Genomic DNA, 20,032 nt, shown 5'->3' on the forward strand with positions numbered 1-20,032 from the left:
ATATAAATTATAGTTTGATTTCGATATCTACACCAGATGGTAAGTCTAAACGCATTAATGAATCTACTGTTTGCGGAGTAGGACTCACGATGTCGATTAGACGTTTGTGCGTGCGCATTTCGAATTGCTCACGAGAATCTTTGTACTTATGAACAGCACGAAGAATTGTGTAAACAGTTTTTTCAGTTGGTAATGGGATCGGACCAGAAACTGTTGCCCCAGAACGCTTAGCTGTTTCTACAATTTTCTCAGCTGACTGATCAAGAATACGGTGATCGTAAGCTTTTAAACGGATACGAATTTTTTCTTTTGCCATTATTTTCCCTCCTTCGTTCGCCTATTTCTAAAATAGACCTTCTCCATGGAAATTTCCCCACACCATGCCATGGCAAAGCGGCCGGGTGTGTCAGCAACCTTCCACTTCATCGCAGTCAAAGACCAACATTGTCTATTATACAATGTTATTCGTCTAGATGCAAGCATCTTTTTGTTTGCATCTGCTTTTCTCTACTTTTGCTATTATACATGGCACTTTAAAGAATTTCAAGTTTTCATCTAACAGAATTCATTTTACAGTTTCTGGATTATCTTTTGTTGTTTTTATATTACTATAGAAGAAACTCGTCAAAACAAAAAAACACTCTCTTCTCCCTTATATAAACGCAAACAAAAAACCTAAGGGAAAATCCCTTAGGTTTTTTTATATCAGTTAAGATTACTCAACGATAGTAGCAACTACACCGTAACCTACTGTACGTCCACCTTCACGAATAGAGAATTTAGTTCCCTCTTCGATAGCGATTGGAGCGATAAGTTCGATAGTCATTTCGATGTTGTCACCAGGCATTACCATTTCAGTACCTTCTGGTAATTGGATGATACCAGTTACGTCAGTTGTACGGAAGTAGAACTGAGGACGGTAGTTAGCGAAGAATGGAGTGTGACGTCCACCTTCTTCTTTAGATAATACGAAAACTTCAGCTTTGAATTTAGCGTGAGCTTTTACAGAACCGCTTTTTGCAAGTACTTGTCCACGTTGGATGTCTTCACGAGCAACCCCACGAAGTAAAGCACCGATGTTGTCTCCAGCTTGAGCTTGGTCAAGAAGTTTACGGAACATCTCTACACCAGTTACAGTTGTAGAAGCATTTTCTTCAGCAAGACCGATGATTTCTACTACGTCACCAACTTTAACGATACCGCGCTCAACACGACCAGTAGCAACTGTACCACGACCTGTGATAGAGAATACGTCCTCTACAGGCATTAAGAATGGTTTGTCAGTTTCACGTTCTGGAGTTGGGATGTAAGCATCAACTTCAGCCATTAATTCAATGATTTTTGCTTCCCAATCAGCTTCTCCTTGAAGAGCTTTAAGAGCAGAACCTTTGATTACAGGAATGTCGTCGCCTGGGAATCCGTATTCAGATAATAGGTCGCGAACTTCCATTTCTACTAATTCTAATAATTCTTCGTCATCTACCATGTCGCATTTGTTTAAGAATACAACGATGTAAGGAACACCTACTTGACGAGAAAGAAGGATGTGCTCACGTGTTTGAGGCATTGGGCCATCAGCAGCAGATACTACTAAGATACCGCCGTCCATTTGAGCAGCACCAGTGATCATGTTTTTAACATAGTCAGCGTGACCTGGGCAGTCAACGTGTGCATAGTGACGAGTTTCAGTTTCGTACTCAACGTGTGCAGTTGAGATTGTGATACCGCGCTCTCTTTCTTCTGGAGCAGCATCGATTTGATCGTATCCGCGTGCTTCAGCACCACCAGCTTTTGCAAGAACTGTAGTGATCGCAGCAGTTAATGTAGTTTTACCATGGTCAACGTGGCCGATTGTACCGATGTTAACATGGGGTTTAGAACGTTCGAATTTAGCTTTAGCCATTCTAAATTCCTCCTTAGTTTATATAGGTTATTTTATATTTAGACTAGAAAGTGAAACTTACGTCCCACTTTCTAAGCTTACATAAGTAGTTATACTTGAACAATCGATAAAAATCAATTATTCACCTTTATTTTTTTTGATAATTTCTTCAGAAACAGACTTTGGTACTTCTTCATAGTGGTCAAACACCATAGAGAATGTTCCGCGTCCTTGAGTGTTAGAACGTAATGACGTTGCATAACCGAACATTTCAGAAAGTGGAACCATAGCGCGAACAACTTGTGCGTTACCGCGAGCTTCCATACCTTCTACACGTCCACGACGAGATGTTACGTCACCCATAATGTCACCCATGTACTCTTCAGGAATTACAACTTCAACTTTCATCATTGGCTCAAGAATTACTGGGCTACATTTAGAAACCGCAGCTTTAAGTGCCATAGATGCAGCGATTTTGAACGCCATCTCAGATGAATCGACATCATGGTAAGATCCGTCAACTAATGCAGCTTTAATGTCAACTAGTGGATAACCAGCTAGTACACCATTTTTAAGTGCATCTTCAAGACCTGCTCCAACAGCTGGGATGTATTCACGAGGAACTACACCACCGACGATCTTGTTTTCGAATTCGAATCCTTTACCTTCTTCGTTAGGTTCAAACTCAATCCAAACGTGACCGAATTGTCCACGACCACCAGATTGACGAGCGAACTTACCTTCAACTTTCGCAGCAGCGCGGAAAGTCTCACGGTATGCTACCTGAGGAGCACCAACGTTTGCTTCCACTTTGAATTCACGACGCATACGGTCAACGATGATATCAAGGTGAAGTTCACCCATACCAGCGATGATAGTTTGGCCAGTTTCTTGGTCAGTGTGAGCACGGAATGTTGGATCTTCTTCAGAAAGCTTAGATAATGCTGTACCCATTTTATCTTGGTCAGCTTTAGATTTTGGTTCGATAGCTACAGAGATAACTGGCTCTGGGAATTCCATAGACTCAAGGATAACAAGGCTCTTCTCGTCACAAAGAGTATCACCAGTAGTAGTATCTTTTAAACCTACAGCAGCAGCGATATCACCAGCGTAAACTGTTGAAATCTCTTCACGGCTGTTAGCGTGCATTTGTAGGATACGACCTACACGCTCACGCTTACCTTTAGTTGAGTTTTTCACGTATGATCCAGAGTTTAACACACCAGAGTACACACGGAAGAACGTTAACTTACCAACATAAGGGTCAGTCATGATTTTGAATGCTAAAGCTGCGAATGGTTCTTCATCGCTAGACTTACGTTCTACTTCTTCATCTGTATCCGGTAGAGTACCTTTAATAGCAGGTACATCTAGTGGAGATGGAAGGTAGTCGATAACTGCGTCTAACAGAATTTGAACACCTTTGTTTTTGAATGCAGAACCACAGATTACTGGGAAGAATTCTACAGAAGTTGTAGCCTTACGGATACCAGCTTTAAGCTCTTCTACAGTGATTTCTTCACCTTCTAGGTACTTCATCATCATTTCTTCATCAAGCTCAGCTACCGCTTCAATAAGTTTTCCACGGTATTCTTCAGCTAATTCTTTGTGCTCTTCAGGAATTTCAACACGTTGAATGTCTGTTCCTAAATCGTTACCGTACATGTAAGCACACTCTTCAACAAGGTCAATGATACCATTGAACTCATCTTCAGCACCGATTGGTAACTGAATTGGATGTGCGTTTGCTTGTAAACGATCGTGGATTGTTCCTACAGAGTATAAGAAATCTGCACCGATCTTATCCATTTTGTTAACGAATACGATACGAGGTACGCCGTAAGTAGTAGCCTGACGCCAAACAGTTTCTGTTTGTGGTTCTACACCAGATTGCGCATCAAGTACTGCTACAGCGCCATCAAGTACGCGTAAAGAACGTTCTACTTCTACTGTGAAATCTACGTGTCCTGGAGTATCAATGATGTTTACACGATGACCTTTCCATTGTGCTGTAGTTGCAGCAGAAGTAATTGTGATACCACGCTCTTGCTCTTGCTCCATCCAGTCCATCTGAGATGCACCTTCGTGAGTTTCACCGATTTTATGAATACGTCCTGTGTAGTACAGAATACGCTCAGTTGCTGTTGTTTTACCAGCATCGATGTGAGCCATGATACCAATATTACGAGTGTTTTCTAAAGAGAACTCTCTTGCCATTTGGTGTCTTGCTCCTTCCATATATGGATTGGATTTTTTTATTTTAAGTAGCAAAAAAGCCACTTTATATTGTTACACATGTCAGTATGTCCAGTACTCTCATTATGTAAAACGAGCGCCCGATGAAAGGGAGAGGCATTCTCCCTCTCCACACTTCCATAAGCGACAAATAAAGCGGTTTATGCTTACATTTATTTTACGTTGAATCCTACCAACGGTAATGAGCAAATGCTTTGTTAGCTTCTGCCATTTTATGAGTGTCTTCACGTTTCTTAACAGATGCACCAGCGTTGTTAGCTGCATCTAAGATTTCGTTAGCAAGACGCTCTTCCATAGTTTTTTCACCACGAAGACGAGCGTAGTTTACTAACCAACGAAGACCTAAAGTTGTACGGCGTTCTGGACGAACCTCAACTGGAACTTGGTAGTTAGCACCACCAACACGACGAGCGCGTACTTCAAGAACAGGCATGATGTTCTTAAGAGCTTGCTCGAATACTTCCATTGGCTCTTTACCAGTACGTTCGTTTACGATATCGAACGCATTATAAAGAATTGTTTGAGATTTACCTTTTTTACCGTCAACCATCATTTTGTTGATAAGGCGTGTTACTAGCTTCGAATTGTACATTGGATCTGGTAACACGTCACGTTTCGCAACAGGTCCTTTACGAGGCATATTGAGTTCCTCCTTTCATTTTAAAGTTATTATTTTTTAGCAGGTTTTGGTCTCTTAGTACCATATTTAGAACGTCCTTGCATACGTTTGTCAACACCAGCTGTGTCAAGCGCACCACGAACGATGTGGTAACGTACCCCCGGTAAATCCTTTACACGACCACCGCGAATTAATACTACGCTATGCTCTTGTAGGTTATGACCGATACCTGGGATGTAAGCTGTAACCTCGATACCGTTTGTTAAACGTACACGAGCGTATTTACGTAACGCTGAGTTAGGTTTCTTTGGAGTCATTGTACCAACACGAGTACATACACCACGTTTTTGAGGTGCAGAGATATCAGTTGATTTTTTCTTTAAAGAGTTAAAACCTTTGTTTAACGCAGGTGATTTAGATTTCCATACTTTATCAGTACGACCATTTCTCACTAATTGGTTAATAGTAGGCATTTGATTATCCTCCCTTCGCATGTTTGTATGACCACATATCCAGGTGGTTCATTATTAGTTGAAAACAAAGTTTTTGCAAGGAAGAGCAAATGCTCTCTCCTCACAAAAACAGTTTTAACTTATTATTCCTATTGCTGAAGCTCCCACTTGAATCCCCGAAGCTTTACCAAGCTTACGAACTGATTCAACTTTTGTTATGGGCACGTTATATTGCATTGCAACACGAATGATAGCATGGGTTAACCGCATGTCAGCATCCTCTGCGATGACAACTTCTTTAACTGTACCATTTTTGATTGCCTCCAATGTGCGTTTATGACCAACGACTACATTTTCAGCAGTTGATACTTTTTGATAAGACATATAAATATCCTCCAAAGCATCGTTCAGGAGCAACCTTGATTATAGTAACATTTTGACTCATACAATGTCAACTAAGATTAATTGTTTTTATACAAAATTTATGCCGGAAAATTTTACTGTTCCACATAAACCTCATCGTTTTCTACATTCATGTCATCTTGTGTTGTTTTTACAAGATCCACTTTGCGATAACGATTCATACCTGTTCCAGCAGGAACAAGTTTACCGATAATAACATTTTCTTTTAATCCTAGAAGTTCATCGCGTTTACCCTTAATTGCTGCATCAGTTAAGACACGAGTTGTTTCTTGGAACGATGCTGCAGATAAGAATGAATCTGTTTCAAGTGAAGCTTTTGTAATACCAAGTAGAACAGGTCTAGCTGTTGCTGGTTGCTTACCTTGCAGTAAGACCTTAGCATTCGCATCAGTGAACTGATGGATATCTAGTAATGTTCCTGGTAATACATCTGTTTCACCTGCATCACTTACACGAACTTTACGTAACATTTGACGTACCATTACTTCTACGTGTTTGTCACCAATTTCTACCCCTTGCATACGGTATACTTTTTGAACTTCACGTAATAAGTATTCTTGAACCGCCGTAATGTCCGTTACTTTTAGTAATTCTTTCGGATCAATAGAACCTTCTGTTAACTCTTTACCGTGGCTAATTGGCTGTCCTGGAGTTACTTTCAGACGAGCACCGTAAGGAATAGCATACGTACGAGCTTCAACTTCACCCTGTACAACTACTTCTTGGCGATCTTTAACGTCGTTGATCGCTGCGATAACACCGTCGATTTCACTGATAACTGCCTGACCTTTCGGATTACGAGCTTCGAAGATCTCTTGGATACGAGGTAAACCTTGAGTGATATCATCTCCGGCAACCCCACCTGTATGGAATGTACGCATCGTTAACTGTGTACCTGGCTCACCGATAGATTGAGCTGCGATAATACCTACCGCTTCTCCTACTTCTACGTCTGTTCCAGTTGCTAAGTTACGACCGTAACACTTCTTACATACACCGTGGCGAGTGTTACACGTAAACGCTGAACGAATGTTTACAGTTTCAACACCCGAATTTTCAACGATATGAGCGATATCTTCAGTAATTAATTGATTTTCAGCAACTAATACTTCACCTGTTTCAGGATGTTTTACAGTTTTTCTTGCAAAACGTCCAACAAGACGATCATATAATGACTCGATAACTTCATTACCCTCTTTAATCGCACCGATTAATAAACCGCGATCTGTTCCACAATCATCTTCACGAACGATTACATCTTGTGCAACGTCAACAAGACGACGTGTTAAGTAACCAGAATCGGCAGTTTTAAGTGCTGTATCAGCAAGACCTTTACGCGCACCGTGCGTAGAGATGAAGTACTCAAGTACTGTTAAACCTTCACGGAAACTCGATTTGATTGGAAGTTCGATGATACGACCAGATGGATTGGCCATAAGACCACGCATACCAGCAAGCTGAGTAAAGTTAGATGCGTTACCACGGGCACCTGAGTCACTCATCATGAAGATTGGGTTGCGTTTATTCAAGGATTTCATCAGTTTTCCTTGGATAACATCTTTTGCATTACTCCAAATAGAGATAACGCGATCGTAACGTTCTTCTTCCGTGATTAAACCGCGACGGAATTGTTTAATTACATTATCTACTTTTGCTTGTGCTTCGTGGAGAATTTCATCTTTTTCGCCTAATACAAGAATGTCAGATACCCCAACTGTAATACCAGCTTTTGTAGAGTACTTGAATCCTAAGTTTTTCATACGGTCAAGCATGCGAGACGTTTCTGTAATTTGGAAACGTTTGAATACTTCCGCAATGATGTTACCAAGGATTTTCTTGCTAAATGGCGCCACTTCTTCGCGACTAGCAATAATTTCTTTAATGTTCGCACCTTTTTCAACGAAATATTTCGCTGGTGTTTCTTTTTCAAGGTTTGAATTTGTTGGTTCATTAATATAAGGGAACGACTCTGGTAAGATTTCGTTAAATATTAATTTACCAACTGTTGTTAATAGAAGCATACTCTTTTGCTCTTCAGTAAATGTTGCGTTGTTTACTGCACTTGCAGCTACTGCAACACGTGTATGAAGATGAACATATCCATTTTGATATGCAAGCAATGCTTCGTTTGCATCTTTGAAGACCATACCTTCACCGATTGCACCTTCACGCTCAAGTGTTAAGTAATAGTTACCTAATACCATATCCTGAGATGGAGTAACAACTGGTTTACCGTCTTTCGGGTTCAAGATGTTTTGTGCCGCTAACATAAGAAGACGAGCTTCAGCTTGAGCTTCTGATGATAAAGGTACGTGAACGGCCATTTGGTCACCGTCAAAGTCCGCGTTGTATGCAGTACATACAAGTGGGTGAAGACGGATTGCGCGACCTTCTACTAATGTAGGTTCAAACGCCTGGATACCAAGACGGTGAAGTGTTGGTGCGCGGTTTAGAAGTACTGGATGTTCTTTAATCACAGACTCTAAAACGTCCCAAACTTCAGGTTGTACACGCTCGATTTTACGTTTCGCACTCTTAATGTTATGTGCTAATCCTTTTTCAACTAACTCTTTCATTACGAAAGGTTTGAACAGTTCAAGCGCCATTTCTTTTGGTAATCCACATTGATACATCTTTAAGTTCGGTCCTACAACGATTACAGAACGACCAGAGTAGTCAACACGTTTACCTAATAAGTTTTGACGGAAACGTCCTTGTTTACCTTTAAGCATGTGAGATAGTGATTTTAATGGACGGTTACCTGGTCCAGTAACTGGACGGCCACGACGACCATTATCGATTAATGCGTCTACAGCTTCTTGTAACATACGTTTTTCGTTTTGAACGATGATGCTTGGTGCACCTAAGTCCAATAGACGTTTTAAACGATTGTTACGGTTAATTACACGACGGTATAAGTCGTTTAAGTCAGAAGTAGCAAAACGTCCACCGTCTAACTGTACCATTGGGCGTAGTTCTGGTGGAATTACTGGTAGAACATCTAAGATCATCCAAGACGGTTCATTTCCAGAGTTACGGAATGCTTCTAATACTTCTAGACGTTTAATAGCACGAGTACGACGTTGTCCTTGTGCTGTTTTTAATTCTTCTTTTAAGAAGTCTACTTCTTTATCTAAATCGATGTCTTGTAGTAGCTTTTTAATTGCTTCTGCACCCATAGCAGCTTGGAATGTGCTACCATATCGATCACGATATGCACGGTATTCTTTTTCAGAAAGTAATTGCTTCTTATCAAGTGGTGTATCTCCACTTTCTGTTACAACATAAGAAGCGAAATAAATTACTTCTTCAAGCGCGCGAGGGGACATGTCTAAGACAAGTCCCATGCGGCTCGGGATACCTTTGAAATACCAAATATGAGATACAGGAGCAGCTAATTCGATATGACCCATACGTTCACGACGTACTTTTGCACGCGTTACTTCAACGCCACATCGATCACAAACTACACCTTTATAACGTACACGTTTGTATTTTCCGCAATGACATTCCCAGTCCTTTTGTGGTCCGAAAATACGCTCACAGAACAAGCCATCTTTTTCAGGCTTTAACGTACGATAGTTAATAGTTTCTGGTTTCTTAACTTCACCGTATGACCAAGAACGAATCTTGTCAGGTGAAGCAAGTCCAATCTTCATATATTCAAAGTTATTTACATCTATCAAGGGGCCTACCTCCCTTTTAGTCTACAGGTTATCCCAATTATTCCTTAGTTGTCTCAACTTCGACATTCAATTTATCTGCTGATTGATGATCATCGTCATCTTCTGTATCACGCATTTCAATTTCTGTATCGTCGCTAGACATCATTTTAACGTCCATACCTAAACTTTGCAGCTCTTTAATCAATACTTTGAATGATTCAGGAACGCCTGGTTCTGGAACATTTTCGCCTTTAACAATTGCTTCATAAGTCTTAACACGTCCAACAACATCATCAGACTTCACTGTTAAGATTTCTTGAAGAGTATAAGCAGCACCGTAAGCTTCAAGTGCCCAAACCTCCATCTCACCGAAACGCTGTCCACCGAACTGAGCTTTACCTCCAAGAGGTTGCTGCGTTACAAGTGAGTATGGTCCAGTAGAACGAGCATGAAGTTTATCGTCAACCATGTGCGCAAGTTTGATCATATACATGACACCAACAGATACGCGGTTATCGAATGGTTCACCAGTACGTCCGTCATACAGGATTGTTTTCGCGTCATTTGCCATACCAGCTTCTTCAATTGTGCCCCAAACATCTTCCTCACGAGCACCATCGAATACTGGTGTTGCAATGTGAATGCCAAGGTATCTTGCTGCCATACCAAGATGAAGCTCTAATACCTGACCGATATTCATACGAGATGGTACCCCTAATGGGTTTAACATGATATCGATTGGCGTACCGTCTGGTAAGTAAGGCATATCTTCTTCTGGTAAAATACGAGAAATAACACCTTTGTTACCGTGACGTCCGGCCATCTTGTCACCTTCAGAAATTTTACGTTTTTGAACGATATATGCACGTACAAGTTGATTCACGCCTGGTGGCAATTCATCGCCATCTTCACGGTTGAATACTTTTACGTCTAAGATAATACCGCCACCACCGTGTGGTACACGTAGTGATGTATCACGTACTTCACGCGCTTTTTCTCCAAAGATAGCATGTAATAGACGTTCTTCAGCTGTTAATTCTGTTACACCTTTAGGTGTTACTTTACCAACAAGTAAATCTCCATCTTTTACTTCAGCACCAACGCGAATGATACCGCGCTCGTCAAGGTTACGTAATGCGTCTTCCCCAACGTTTGGAATGTCACGTGTAATTTCTTCTGGTCCAAGCTTCGTATCACGAGCTTCTGATTCATATTCTTCAATATGAATAGAAGTGTACACATCATCTTTTACAAGGCGCTCACTCATGATGATCGCATCCTCGTAGTTATAACCGTCCCAAGTCATGAAGCCAACAAGCACGTTACGTCCAAGTGCTAGTTCACCTAATTCCATAGAAGGACCATCCGCAAGGATTTCACCTTTTACAACTTCATTTCCAACACTTACGATTGGACGTTGGTTGTAACAAGTTCCTTGGTTAGAACGAATGAATTTTTGCATTTTGTAGCGATCTAAGTCGCCTTTTACTGTTTGACCGTCAACTTCTACATAGCGACGTACCCAAACTTCACGTGCTTCTACGCGCTCAACAACACCAGGATGTTTACAGATTACTGCAGCACCTGAGTCTTTTGCTGATACGTACTCCATACCTGTACCTACAATCGGAGATTCCGGATTCATTAACGGAACCGCCTGACGTTGCATGTTCGCTCCCATAAGTGCGCGGTTAGAGTCATCGTTTTCTAAGAACGGAATACAAGCTGTCGCTGCCGACACTACTTGTTTTGGAGATACATCCATGTAGTCGATGCGTTCTCTATTTGTGACAATGTTTTCACCACGGAAACGAGCTACGATATCTTCACTTAGGAATTCACCTTCGTCAGATAATTTCATATTCGCTTGGGCTACAACATAATTATCTTCTTCATCTGCTGTTAAGTAATCAACATGCCCTGTTACAAGACCAGTTTCTGGGTCAACACGACGGTATGGTGTTTCAATGAAACCAAACTCATTTACTTTCGCGAACGAAGATAATGAGTTAATCAAACCGATGTTTGGTCCCTCTGGTGTTTCAATCGGACACATACGACCGTAGTGAGAGTAATGAACGTCACGCACTTCAAAGCCTGCGCGCTCACGCGTTAAACCACCAGGTCCTAATGCAGATAGTCTTCGTTTGTGAGTTAACTCTGCTAATGGGTTTGTTTGGTCCATAAACTGAGATAACTGAGAACTTCCGAAGAACTCTTTAATAGATGCAATAACAGGACGAATATTAATTAGTGCCTGTGGTGTAATCGCATTTGTATCTTGGATCGACATTCTCTCACGAACAACACGTTCCATACGAGAAAGACCGATACGGAATTGATTTTGTAATAGTTCTCCAACAGAACGCAGACGACGGTTTCCTAAATGGTCAATATCATCTGTATCCCCTACTTTGTATAGTAGGTTGAAGAAGTAACTGATAGAAGCAAGGATATCACCTGGTGTGATGTGTTTCACATCACGAGTAATGTTTGCATTACCAATTACATTAATTACGCGTTCGCCTTCCGACTCAGGAGCATAAATCTTAATAGATTGCAGCTCAACATCGCCTTCTACCACTCCACCCATTGGTTTCGCTGTTTTGAATCCAATGTTTTTCTCTAAGTAAGGTAAAATGCGATCAAGTGTACGACGATCTAAGATTGTTCCTTCTGCCGCTAAAATTTCACCAGTTTCTGGATCCACTAATGTTTCAGCTAAACGTTGATTAAACAATCTGTTTTTAATGTGTAACTTCTTGTTGATCTTATAGCGACCTACATTTGCTAAATCGTAGCGCTTTGGATCGAAGAAACGAGACACAAGTAAGCTCTTAGCATTTTCTACTGTTGGTGGTTCACCAGGACGTAGACGCTCATAAATTTCAAGCAATGCTTTTTCTGTGCTATCTGTGTTGTCTTTTTCTAATGTGTTGCTTAAGTATTCGTTATCACCTAAAAGCTCGGTGATTTCTTGATCAGAGCCAAACCCTAATGCGCGTAACAAAACAGTTACAGGAAGTTTACGCGTACGGTCAATACGCACATATACAACATCCTTAGCATCTGTCTCATACTCTAACCAAGCTCCGCGGTTTGGAATTACAGTAGCAGTAAAACCACGTTTTCCGTTTTTATCCACTTTGCCACTATAGTATACGCTTGGAGAGCGAACTAACTGGGAAACGATAACACGTTCTGCACCGTTAATTACGAATGTTCCAGTCTCTGTCATGAGTGGGAAATCTCCCATGAACACATCTTGTTCTTTTACTTCACCAGTTTCCTTGTTGATTAGACGCACTTTTACACGAAGTGGTGCTGCATACGTCACATCACGCTCTTTGCATTCGTCTACAGAGTATTTAGGTTCACCTAAGCTGTAGTCGATAAATTCAAGCGATAGATTTCCCGTAAAGTCTTCAATCGGAGAAATGTCTTGGAACATTTCTCGCAAACCCTCATCAAGAAACCACTGATAAGAAGAGGTTTGAATTTCGATAAGATTTGGTAACTCTAATACTTCACTAATACGGGCATAACTTCTTCGTTGGCGGTGGCGTCCGTATTGAACTAGTTGACCTGTCAACTGCTTCACCCCTCAAATCATGAGTATTATAAATGCACAAAAAAATTTGTGCAAAATCACAAATAAATACAACTACTGCTATTAGCGTAGTCTCTTTCTCTTAAAGATAAATACGTTGAGTCTTTCTACCTGCTCAAAAAAGAAAAATGGCTTCTATAAGAAAACCATCATTCTGTTTCATAATCTGCTGATTTTACTATCTTTTCCAAGAGAAACAAAAATATACATCTTTCTCAACGCAGAAAATCATATATTGGCATTGTATAATGTTAACATAGCCAAAAATAACCGTCAACGTTTTTTTGATTTTATGATATAATATCCTTTTTTCTTTTCTACAACCTCAACTTCAGAAAATACTTCTTCTAGTTTTTTTAGCGCAGACGGTGCACCTTGTTTCTTTTGAATAACAATCCAAAGCTCTCCATCTGGAACTAAATACTCCACAGCTTTTTCTAAAATCTCATGTACGATATCTTTACCCGCACGAATTGGAGGGTTAGATAGAATAGCAGCATACTTACCATCTACATTTTCATAGACGCTACTTTGAAAAATACGTATATTCTCGATTTTGTTATTAGCGGCGTTTTCTTTCGCAAGCCCAAGTGCCCTCTCGTTCACATCCACCATGTGAACTTCACGACCTTGAAACTCTTTCGCTAACGACAAACCAATAGGACCGTATCCGCAACCTACGTCTAATATATCACCTTTAATATCTGGCATTTGAAACGCTTCAATTAAAAGACGGGAACCAAAGTCCACTTCGTTTTTCGAGAACACCCCATGGTCAGATAAGAAAGTGAATCGAGATCCACGAAGGGCAAACTCCCATCGCTTACGATCACTTTTACTAGAAGGGTCGTTAGAAAAATAATGGTCTGCCATATGGCCACCTCTTTTCTTTACAGTTAAAAAAAAAGCTCGCATGAGAGCGAGCTTTTTTTAAAGCATCAAAAGTTAATTACTTAACTTCTACAGCAGCGCCAACTTCTTCAAGTTTAGCTTTGATTTCTTCAGCTTCTTCTTTAGCAGCAGCTTCTTTGATTACTTTTGGAGTGTTGTCAACTAATTCTTTAGCTTCTTTTAAGCCAAGACCAGTGATTTCACGAACAACTTTGATAACTTTGATTTTTTGTGCACCAGCGCTAGTTAGTTCCACATCAAATTCAGTTTTCTCAGCAGCAGCTTCTCCAGCGCCACCAGCAACAGCTACAGGAGCAGCAGCAGTTACGCCGAATTCTTCCTCGATAGCTTTTACTAAGTCGTTAAGTTCTAATACAGTCATAGATTTAACTGCTTCAATGATTTGTTCTTTAGTCATTGTAAATATCCTCCCTTAAATAGGTTTGTATTGTTTTATCGATAATACGTAATTATCTTTTAAAAAATTAAGCGCCTTGCTCTTCCTTTTGGTCTGCAACTGCTTTAGTAGCAAGTGCAAGGTTACGGATTGGAGCTTGAAGAACGCTAAGAAGCATAGAAAGTAAGCCTTCACGTGATGGAAGAGTAGCGATTGCTTTAACCTCATCAAGTGTTACAAGTTTACCTTCGATTACGCCCGCTTTAATTTCTAAAGCTTCATGATCTTTAGCGAAGTCGTTTAATACTTTCGCAGGAGCAACTACATCCTCGTTACTGAACGCGATTGCGTTTGGTCCTGTTAAGAATTCATTTAACTCAGCCATTTCAGCAGATTCTGCAGCACGACGAGTTAGAGAGTTTTTGTAAACTTTGAACTCAACGCCAGCTTCACGTAATTGCTTACGTAATTCTGTTGCTTCAGAAACTGTTAAACCACGGTAGTCAACAACGATTGTAGATTTACTAGCGCGAAGTTTGTCCGCGATTTCAGTTACAACTTGTTGTTTAGTTTCGATTACTTTGCTCATGTTATTACACCTCCTGTAGATTATATAGAAGATGTACCGAAAGTGCACTAAAAACCTCCATGCCCAACTTGTAGACATAGAGGCATATAGTCACAGAAAAAAGATTCCGCTTCGTATATTAACACCTAGGTAGGAAATTAAGTCTATTGACACCTACTGTCTACGGTACACTAATTAAATTCACAACATAAATGATTATATTAAAACTTCTTTATGAAGTCAACTTCCAAAATTTACGCTAATGTAGAAACGTCTACACGTACGCCAGGTCCCATTGTAGAAGCAACTGTTACGTTCTTCATGTAAGTACCTTTTGCAGCAGCTGGCTTAACTTTTTGTAAAGTGTCAGCAATTGTTTTGAAGTTTTCTACTAATTTAGCATCTTCGAAAGATACTTTACCGATTGGAACGTGGATGTTACCAGCTTTATCAACGCGGTATTCAACTTTACCAGCTTTGATTTCGTTAACAGCTTTAGTTACATCGAAAGTAACTGTTCCAGTTTTAGGGTTTGGCATTAAACCTTTAGGTCCTAATACGCGACCAAGTTTACCAACTTCACCCATCATGTCAGGAGTTGCTACTACTACATCGAAATCGAACCAACCTTGTTGGATTTTACCGATGTAATCAGTATCGCCTACGAAGTCAGCTCCAGCAGCTTCAGCTTCTTTAGCTTTTTCACCTTTAGCAAATACTAATACACGTTGTACTTTACCAGTACCGTGTGGAAGAACAACTGCACCACGGATTTGTTGGTCAGCTTTCTTAGGGTCAACACCTAAACGGAATGCAGCTTCTACAGTTGCATCAAATTTAGCTGTGTTTGTTTTCTTTACTAATTCTACTGCTTCTGTTGCAGAGTAAGCAGCTGCACGATCAACAAGCTTTGCAGCTTCTACGTACTTTTTACCTCTTTTAGCCATTTTTATTTCCTCCTCGAATGTGGTTTTAGCGGAATAACCTCCCACGTTTACGCCTGTTTTCAGGTATAACCTGAGGATGAGCGCCATCCATTTATTTAAAAACGATAATCATTTACGATAATAAAGGTTGCGAATTGGAATTCCAGACCCGCAACCTTTTTTAAAAACAAATCGAATTAGTCTTCGATAACGATGCCCATACTGCGTGCAGTACCTTCAACCATACGCATTGCAGCTTCTACGCTAGCAGCGTTTAGGTCAGGCATTTTAGTTTCAGCGATTTCGCGTACTTTATCACGCTTAACAGTTGCCACTTTATTACGGTTTGGTTCACCAGAACCAGACTCAATACCAGCTACTTTCTTAAGAAGAACAGCAGCAGGAGGAGTTTTAGTAATGAAAGTGAATGAACGGTCCTCAAATACCGTAATTTCAACAGGGATGATAAGACCAGCTTGATCTGCTGTACGAGCGTTAAACTCTTTACAGAAGCCCATGATGTTAACACCTGCTTGTCCTAATGCTGGACCAACTGGTGGAGCTGGGTTAGCTTTACCTGCAGGAATTTGAAGCTTTACCATTTTAATTACCTTTTTAGCCACGAGACACACCTCCTTAAGTCCGTGATGTGGTCAATTGGACAGTGATTTGCCCTCCCACGTCATATTTTATCTGTAAGGATAAAATCTTTCAAAAAACGTCTCCGATAACGAAGACGTACTGACTTAAAAGATATTATCACTTTTTACAATTCATTTCAAGTTTCATTTTATAATTTTTCAATTTGATGGAAGTCAAGTTCAACTGGAGTCTCGCGACCAAACATATCCACAAGCACGCTAACCTTTTTCTTCTCCACATCAATTTCTTCAATAGCACCTGTATAATCTGCGAATGGCCCCTCATTTACACGTACTGTCTCATGAAGTTCAAAGTCGAAATCAACCACTTCGTTGTCCATTCCCATATGTTTCATAATGGTAACAACTTCCTCTTCTAATAGAGGTGATGGTTTAGATCCAGAACCAGAAGAACCAACGAACCCAGTTACACCCGGCGTGTTACGTACAACATACCAAGAGTCATCAGTCATGATTAATTCTACTAATACATAACCTGGGAACACTTTTCTTTTCATTAATTTTTCTTTTCCGTTTTTCATTTCTACTTCTACTTCTTCCGGGACAACAACACGGAAAATTTTATCTTGCATACCCATTGATTCTACACGTTTCTCTAGGTTTGCTTTTACTTTATTTTCATATCCAGAATAAGTATGGACAACATACCAACTTTTTTCCATTCATTTAGGACGAGCGTCCTTCCCTCCCTGACGTACATTTTTTTGCGCAAATGAAAAAACCCGTTCACCGGGCTTTTACACAGTTCTTATAAATAACATTATATCATGGATAAGTGCTTCTTATTCAAGAATTAACCAAGAATTAACCGAATTAAAGAAGAAATGCCCATATCAACTACTGCGAAGAAAATCGCAAAGAACACAACTGTAGCAACAACAGTCGCTGTTGAGCGGAGTAATTCATCTTTTTTAGGCCAACTTACTTTTTTCATTTCGCGACCTACATCGCCGAAAAAGTTCGTTAAACGCATCTGCGGGACCTCCAGTGTATTATTTCAATTATTTATTTTGTTTCCTTGTGAACTGTATGCTGATTGCATGTTTTACAAAACTTTTTTATTTCAAGTCGCTCTATTGAGCTCGTATCTTTCATAGTAGAGTAGTTTCGATTTTTACACTCTTCACATGAGAGTACAACTTTTTTCCTCATTAGTTACACCAACCTTGTAACATTATGTCCCTAAAAATGTATCATACAATAAAAGACAATGTCAATGACATGCATTTTGTACTCTCTACAAAAGAAAACAGGTGATTTATTTTACACCTGCAGCACTTGTTACTTCTTATGAATTTAAAGTTGTACTTTCTCTCATTTCCATATATCGTTCCAATTTCCTCTTTACTCTTTGTAAAGCGTTATCAATAGATTTCACATGCCTGTTTAACTGTTCTGAAATCTCTTGATAAGAACGACCATCTAAATATAAAGAAAGCACTTTCCTTTCTAAATCGCTTAATAATTCAGATATTTTTGATTCTATGTCTGTATATTCTTCCTGGCTAATGATCATCTCTTCAGGATCAGTCACCTTCGCTTCAGAAATAATATCCAATAACGTTCGATCAGATTCCTCATCGTAAATCGGCTTATCTAAAGACACATACGAATTTAAAGGAATATGTTTTTGTCTTGTTGCCGTTTTAATAGCGGTAATAATTTGTCGAGTGATACATAGTTCAGCAAATGCTTTGAATGAAGACAGCTTGTCCTCTTTATAATCACGAATTGCTTTAAACAACCCTATCATACCTTCTTGAACAATGTCTTCTCGATCGGCACCCACTAAAAAGTAAGATCTTGATTTCGCACGAACAAAGTTCTTATACTTGTGAATTAAATATTCTAGAGCGTCAGTATTACCTTTTCGAACTAACTCAACGATTGCCTCATCCTCTAAATCACGAAATGTAACGTCGCCTATACTTACGAAGCCTGCTTCCACCTTGATCCCTCCGACCGCTATTTATTTAGCAATATTATACAGTAAAAAGATAAAGAGCGTCAATGCTTCAACGCTCTCCTCTTCTTAATTTTTCTAATTTTTCTGTAATATCCTTACTAAATATCTTTCGCATGGCGGGCTGCTGTTCTTTCGTGTCTTTTGTACGCCTTCTTACTTGTTGTTCCATCGCTTGTACTTCCAACTCTAATTCACGCGCAGATTTTCGAAGGGCACCTTGCCCAAATATAACCCATTGTTCTGTATAATCAGAAGTCGCAACATATATTTGTGTATTTATATTTCTAAGCTCTATCGCAAGTTGCTCTATCTTTTCGTCTGCAGTTTGATTCTTTCGTGTGAATATTACTTCTACACGAGATTGTTTCATCTTTTTTTCAATACCATGGACTGTATAGGCATCAAAGACTATCATCACTTTTGTGCCTGTATAACCTTGATAATCCGCCATCTTATCAATAAGCGCATCTCTTGATGATTGTAAATCTACATCCCGCAGTTTCTTCAAATCTCCCCAAGCTCCGATAATGTTGTAGCCGTCAACGATTAAAATATCGTTCATTTTTTATTTACCAATTTCGTGACGTTTACGATATACCTCATACATTAACAAACTTGCGGCTACTGAAGCATTTAAGGATGTAACTTTACCAACCATCGGTAGAGTGATTAAGAAATCACACTTTTCACCAATAATACGACTCATACCTTTTCCTTCACTACCAATTACTAATCCAATCGGCATTGTACCATCTAAATTACGGTAATCCGTTTTCCCTTTGGCATCTGTACCAGCAATCCAAAGTCCACGCTCTTTTAATTCATCAATTGTACGAGATAAGTTTGTTACGCGCGCAACAGGAATGTATTCAATCGCTCCTGTTGATGCTTTCGCAACTGATGCGGTAAGTCCCACAGCTCTTCTCTTCGGAATAATAATTCCATGAGCTCCTGTTGCATCAGCAGTACGCATAATAGAACCTAGATTATGCGGATCTTCAATCTCATCTAAAATCAAGAAGAACGGATCTTCATTACGTTTTTCTGCCACTTTGAATAAATCTTCTAACTCTGCATACTGATATGCAGCTACTTGAGCAATTACACCTTGATGATTACCCTCAACTAATTGATCTAACTTTTTCTTTGGTGCATGTTGTAAAATAATCTTATTTTCTTTCGCTAACGCTAGTACAATTTGTACTTGTCCTTTGGCAGCACCTTCTGCGATCCAAATTTTATTAATATCTCTCCCTGATCTTAACGCTTCAATTACAGGGTTACGTCCGATAATATATTCACTAGTCATGATGATGTGCCCCCTTCCTTTTCTTCTAAAACTGCAATTGCCTTATATACAATTTCGTCTAATCTTTCACGATTATTTAATAAATGATGATAACCAATTAGTGCTTCAAAGGCTGTACTATGTCGATATGTTTGTACATCCGTATTTTTCGGAACTGTACCTGAATTTGCATTACGCCCTCTTCTTAATACCGCCTCTTCTTCCTCTGTCAAAAATGCCGTCTCTAATAAATGATAAACAACTTTCGCCTGTGCTTTTGCTGAAACAAAGCTCGTCCCTAAGCGATGTAATTGATTAGGGCGAACTTTTCCTTTTTGAAGGAGGTGATAGCGGATATATTGTTCATATACCGCATCACCCATATACGCTAACGCCAAGCTGTTTAATTGCTTTGCATCAATCATCC

20 protein-coding genes and 1 other annotated feature are annotated in these 20,032 nt (G+C 39.8%); all 20 genes read right to left on the reverse strand.

Going from position 1 to position 20,032, the window contains the following annotated elements:
* Positions 1-7: 7 nt before the first annotated feature.
* Positions 8-316 (reverse strand): 30S ribosomal protein S10, encoded by a 309-nt coding sequence (gene rpsJ / locus B9A45_RS01050; RefSeq protein ID WP_001040596.1) that lies wholly within the window; start codon positions 314-316, stop codon positions 8-10.
* A gap of 399 nt (positions 317-715) precedes the next feature.
* A complete protein-coding gene (tuf, locus tag B9A45_RS01060; RefSeq protein ID WP_001029614.1) occupies positions 716-1,903 on the reverse strand; it encodes an elongation factor Tu in 1,188 nt (395 codons plus the stop codon).
* Between the two features lie 117 nt (positions 1,904-2,020).
* Positions 2,021-4,099, reverse strand: a complete 2,079-nt coding sequence (fusA, locus tag B9A45_RS01065; RefSeq protein ID WP_000090370.1) for an elongation factor G — start codon at positions 4,097-4,099, stop codon at positions 2,021-2,023.
* A gap of 208 nt (positions 4,100-4,307) precedes the next feature.
* The gene (gene rpsG, locus B9A45_RS01070; protein ID WP_001137491.1) at positions 4,308-4,778 is read right to left on the reverse strand and encodes a 30S ribosomal protein S7; all 471 of its coding nucleotides are present in this window, start codon (positions 4,776-4,778) and stop codon (positions 4,308-4,310) included.
* A 29-nt stretch (positions 4,779-4,807) separates the two neighbouring features.
* Complete coding sequence (rpsL, locus tag B9A45_RS01075) at positions 4,808-5,230, reverse strand: 30S ribosomal protein S12 (RefSeq protein WP_001142341.1); 423 nt, start codon at positions 5,228-5,230, stop codon at positions 4,808-4,810.
* Between the two features lie 114 nt (positions 5,231-5,344).
* On the reverse strand, positions 5,345-5,593 hold the full coding sequence (locus B9A45_RS01080) for a 50S ribosomal protein L7ae-like protein (RefSeq protein WP_000121837.1): 249 nt from the start codon (positions 5,591-5,593) through the stop codon (positions 5,345-5,347).
* Positions 5,594-5,706: 113 nt separating this feature from the next.
* A complete protein-coding gene (gene rpoC / locus B9A45_RS01085; protein WP_000567939.1) occupies positions 5,707-9,318 on the reverse strand; it encodes a DNA-directed RNA polymerase subunit beta' in 3,612 nt (1,203 codons plus the stop codon).
* A gap of 37 nt (positions 9,319-9,355) precedes the next feature.
* Positions 9,356-12,889 (reverse strand): DNA-directed RNA polymerase subunit beta, encoded by a 3,534-nt coding sequence (gene rpoB / locus B9A45_RS01090; RefSeq protein ID WP_000147553.1) that lies wholly within the window; start codon positions 12,887-12,889, stop codon positions 9,356-9,358.
* Positions 12,890-13,180: 291 nt separating this feature from the next.
* Complete coding sequence (locus tag B9A45_RS01095) at positions 13,181-13,780, reverse strand: class I SAM-dependent methyltransferase (RefSeq protein ID WP_000763262.1); 600 nt, start codon at positions 13,778-13,780, stop codon at positions 13,181-13,183.
* 76 nt (positions 13,781-13,856) lie between these two features.
* Positions 13,857-14,216 carry a 50S ribosomal protein L7/L12 gene (gene rplL, locus B9A45_RS01100; RefSeq protein WP_000159736.1) on the reverse strand — a complete coding sequence of 120 codons (360 nt, stop codon included), beginning with the start codon at positions 14,214-14,216 and terminating at the stop codon, positions 13,857-13,859.
* Positions 14,217-14,283: 67 nt separating this feature from the next.
* A complete protein-coding gene (gene rplJ / locus B9A45_RS01105; RefSeq protein WP_000048716.1) occupies positions 14,284-14,784 on the reverse strand; it encodes a 50S ribosomal protein L10 in 501 nt (166 codons plus the stop codon).
* Between the two features lie 39 nt (positions 14,785-14,823).
* Positions 14,824-14,968 (reverse strand) — a sequence feature (ribosomal protein L10 leader region).
* Between the two features lie 49 nt (positions 14,969-15,017).
* Positions 15,018-15,710, reverse strand: coding sequence for a 50S ribosomal protein L1 (rplA, locus tag B9A45_RS01110; protein WP_001987630.1), 693 nt, complete (start codon positions 15,708-15,710; stop codon positions 15,018-15,020).
* A gap of 176 nt (positions 15,711-15,886) precedes the next feature.
* A complete protein-coding gene (gene rplK / locus B9A45_RS01115; protein ID WP_001085872.1) occupies positions 15,887-16,312 on the reverse strand; it encodes a 50S ribosomal protein L11 in 426 nt (141 codons plus the stop codon).
* Between the two features lie 167 nt (positions 16,313-16,479).
* A complete protein-coding gene (gene nusG, locus B9A45_RS01120) occupies positions 16,480-17,013 on the reverse strand; it encodes a transcription termination/antitermination protein NusG (RefSeq protein ID WP_000415794.1) in 534 nt (177 codons plus the stop codon).
* 131 nt (positions 17,014-17,144) lie between these two features.
* A complete protein-coding gene (secE, locus tag B9A45_RS01125) occupies positions 17,145-17,324 on the reverse strand; it encodes a preprotein translocase subunit SecE (protein ID WP_001241323.1) in 180 nt (59 codons plus the stop codon).
* 32 nt (positions 17,325-17,356) lie between these two features.
* Positions 17,357-17,503, reverse strand: coding sequence for a 50S ribosomal protein L33 (gene rpmG / locus B9A45_RS01130; RefSeq protein WP_014481927.1), 147 nt, complete (start codon positions 17,501-17,503; stop codon positions 17,357-17,359).
* 136 nt (positions 17,504-17,639) lie between these two features.
* Complete coding sequence (locus tag B9A45_RS01135; RefSeq protein ID WP_084063809.1) at positions 17,640-18,299, reverse strand: RNA polymerase factor sigma-70; 660 nt, start codon at positions 18,297-18,299, stop codon at positions 17,640-17,642.
* A 67-nt stretch (positions 18,300-18,366) separates the two neighbouring features.
* Positions 18,367-18,879, reverse strand: a complete 513-nt coding sequence (locus B9A45_RS01140) for an NYN domain-containing protein (protein ID WP_000997886.1) — start codon at positions 18,877-18,879, stop codon at positions 18,367-18,369.
* 3 nt (positions 18,880-18,882) lie between these two features.
* Positions 18,883-19,626: a 23S rRNA (guanosine(2251)-2'-O)-methyltransferase RlmB gene (gene rlmB, locus B9A45_RS01145; RefSeq protein ID WP_000200237.1), complete on the reverse strand. Its 744-nt coding sequence runs from the start codon at positions 19,624-19,626 to the stop codon at positions 18,883-18,885.
* Positions 19,623-20,030 (reverse strand): Mini-ribonuclease 3, encoded by a 408-nt coding sequence (locus tag B9A45_RS01150; RefSeq protein WP_000564261.1) that lies wholly within the window; start codon positions 20,028-20,030, stop codon positions 19,623-19,625. Before B9A45_RS01150 ends, rlmB begins: the two co-directional genes overlap by 4 nt.
* Positions 20,031-20,032: the final 2 nt, after the last annotated feature.

The organism is Bacillus sp. JKS001846 (assembly GCF_900176455.1).
GTDB classification, from domain to species: Bacteria; Bacillota; Bacilli; order Bacillales; family Bacillaceae_G; genus Bacillus_A; species Bacillus_A cereus.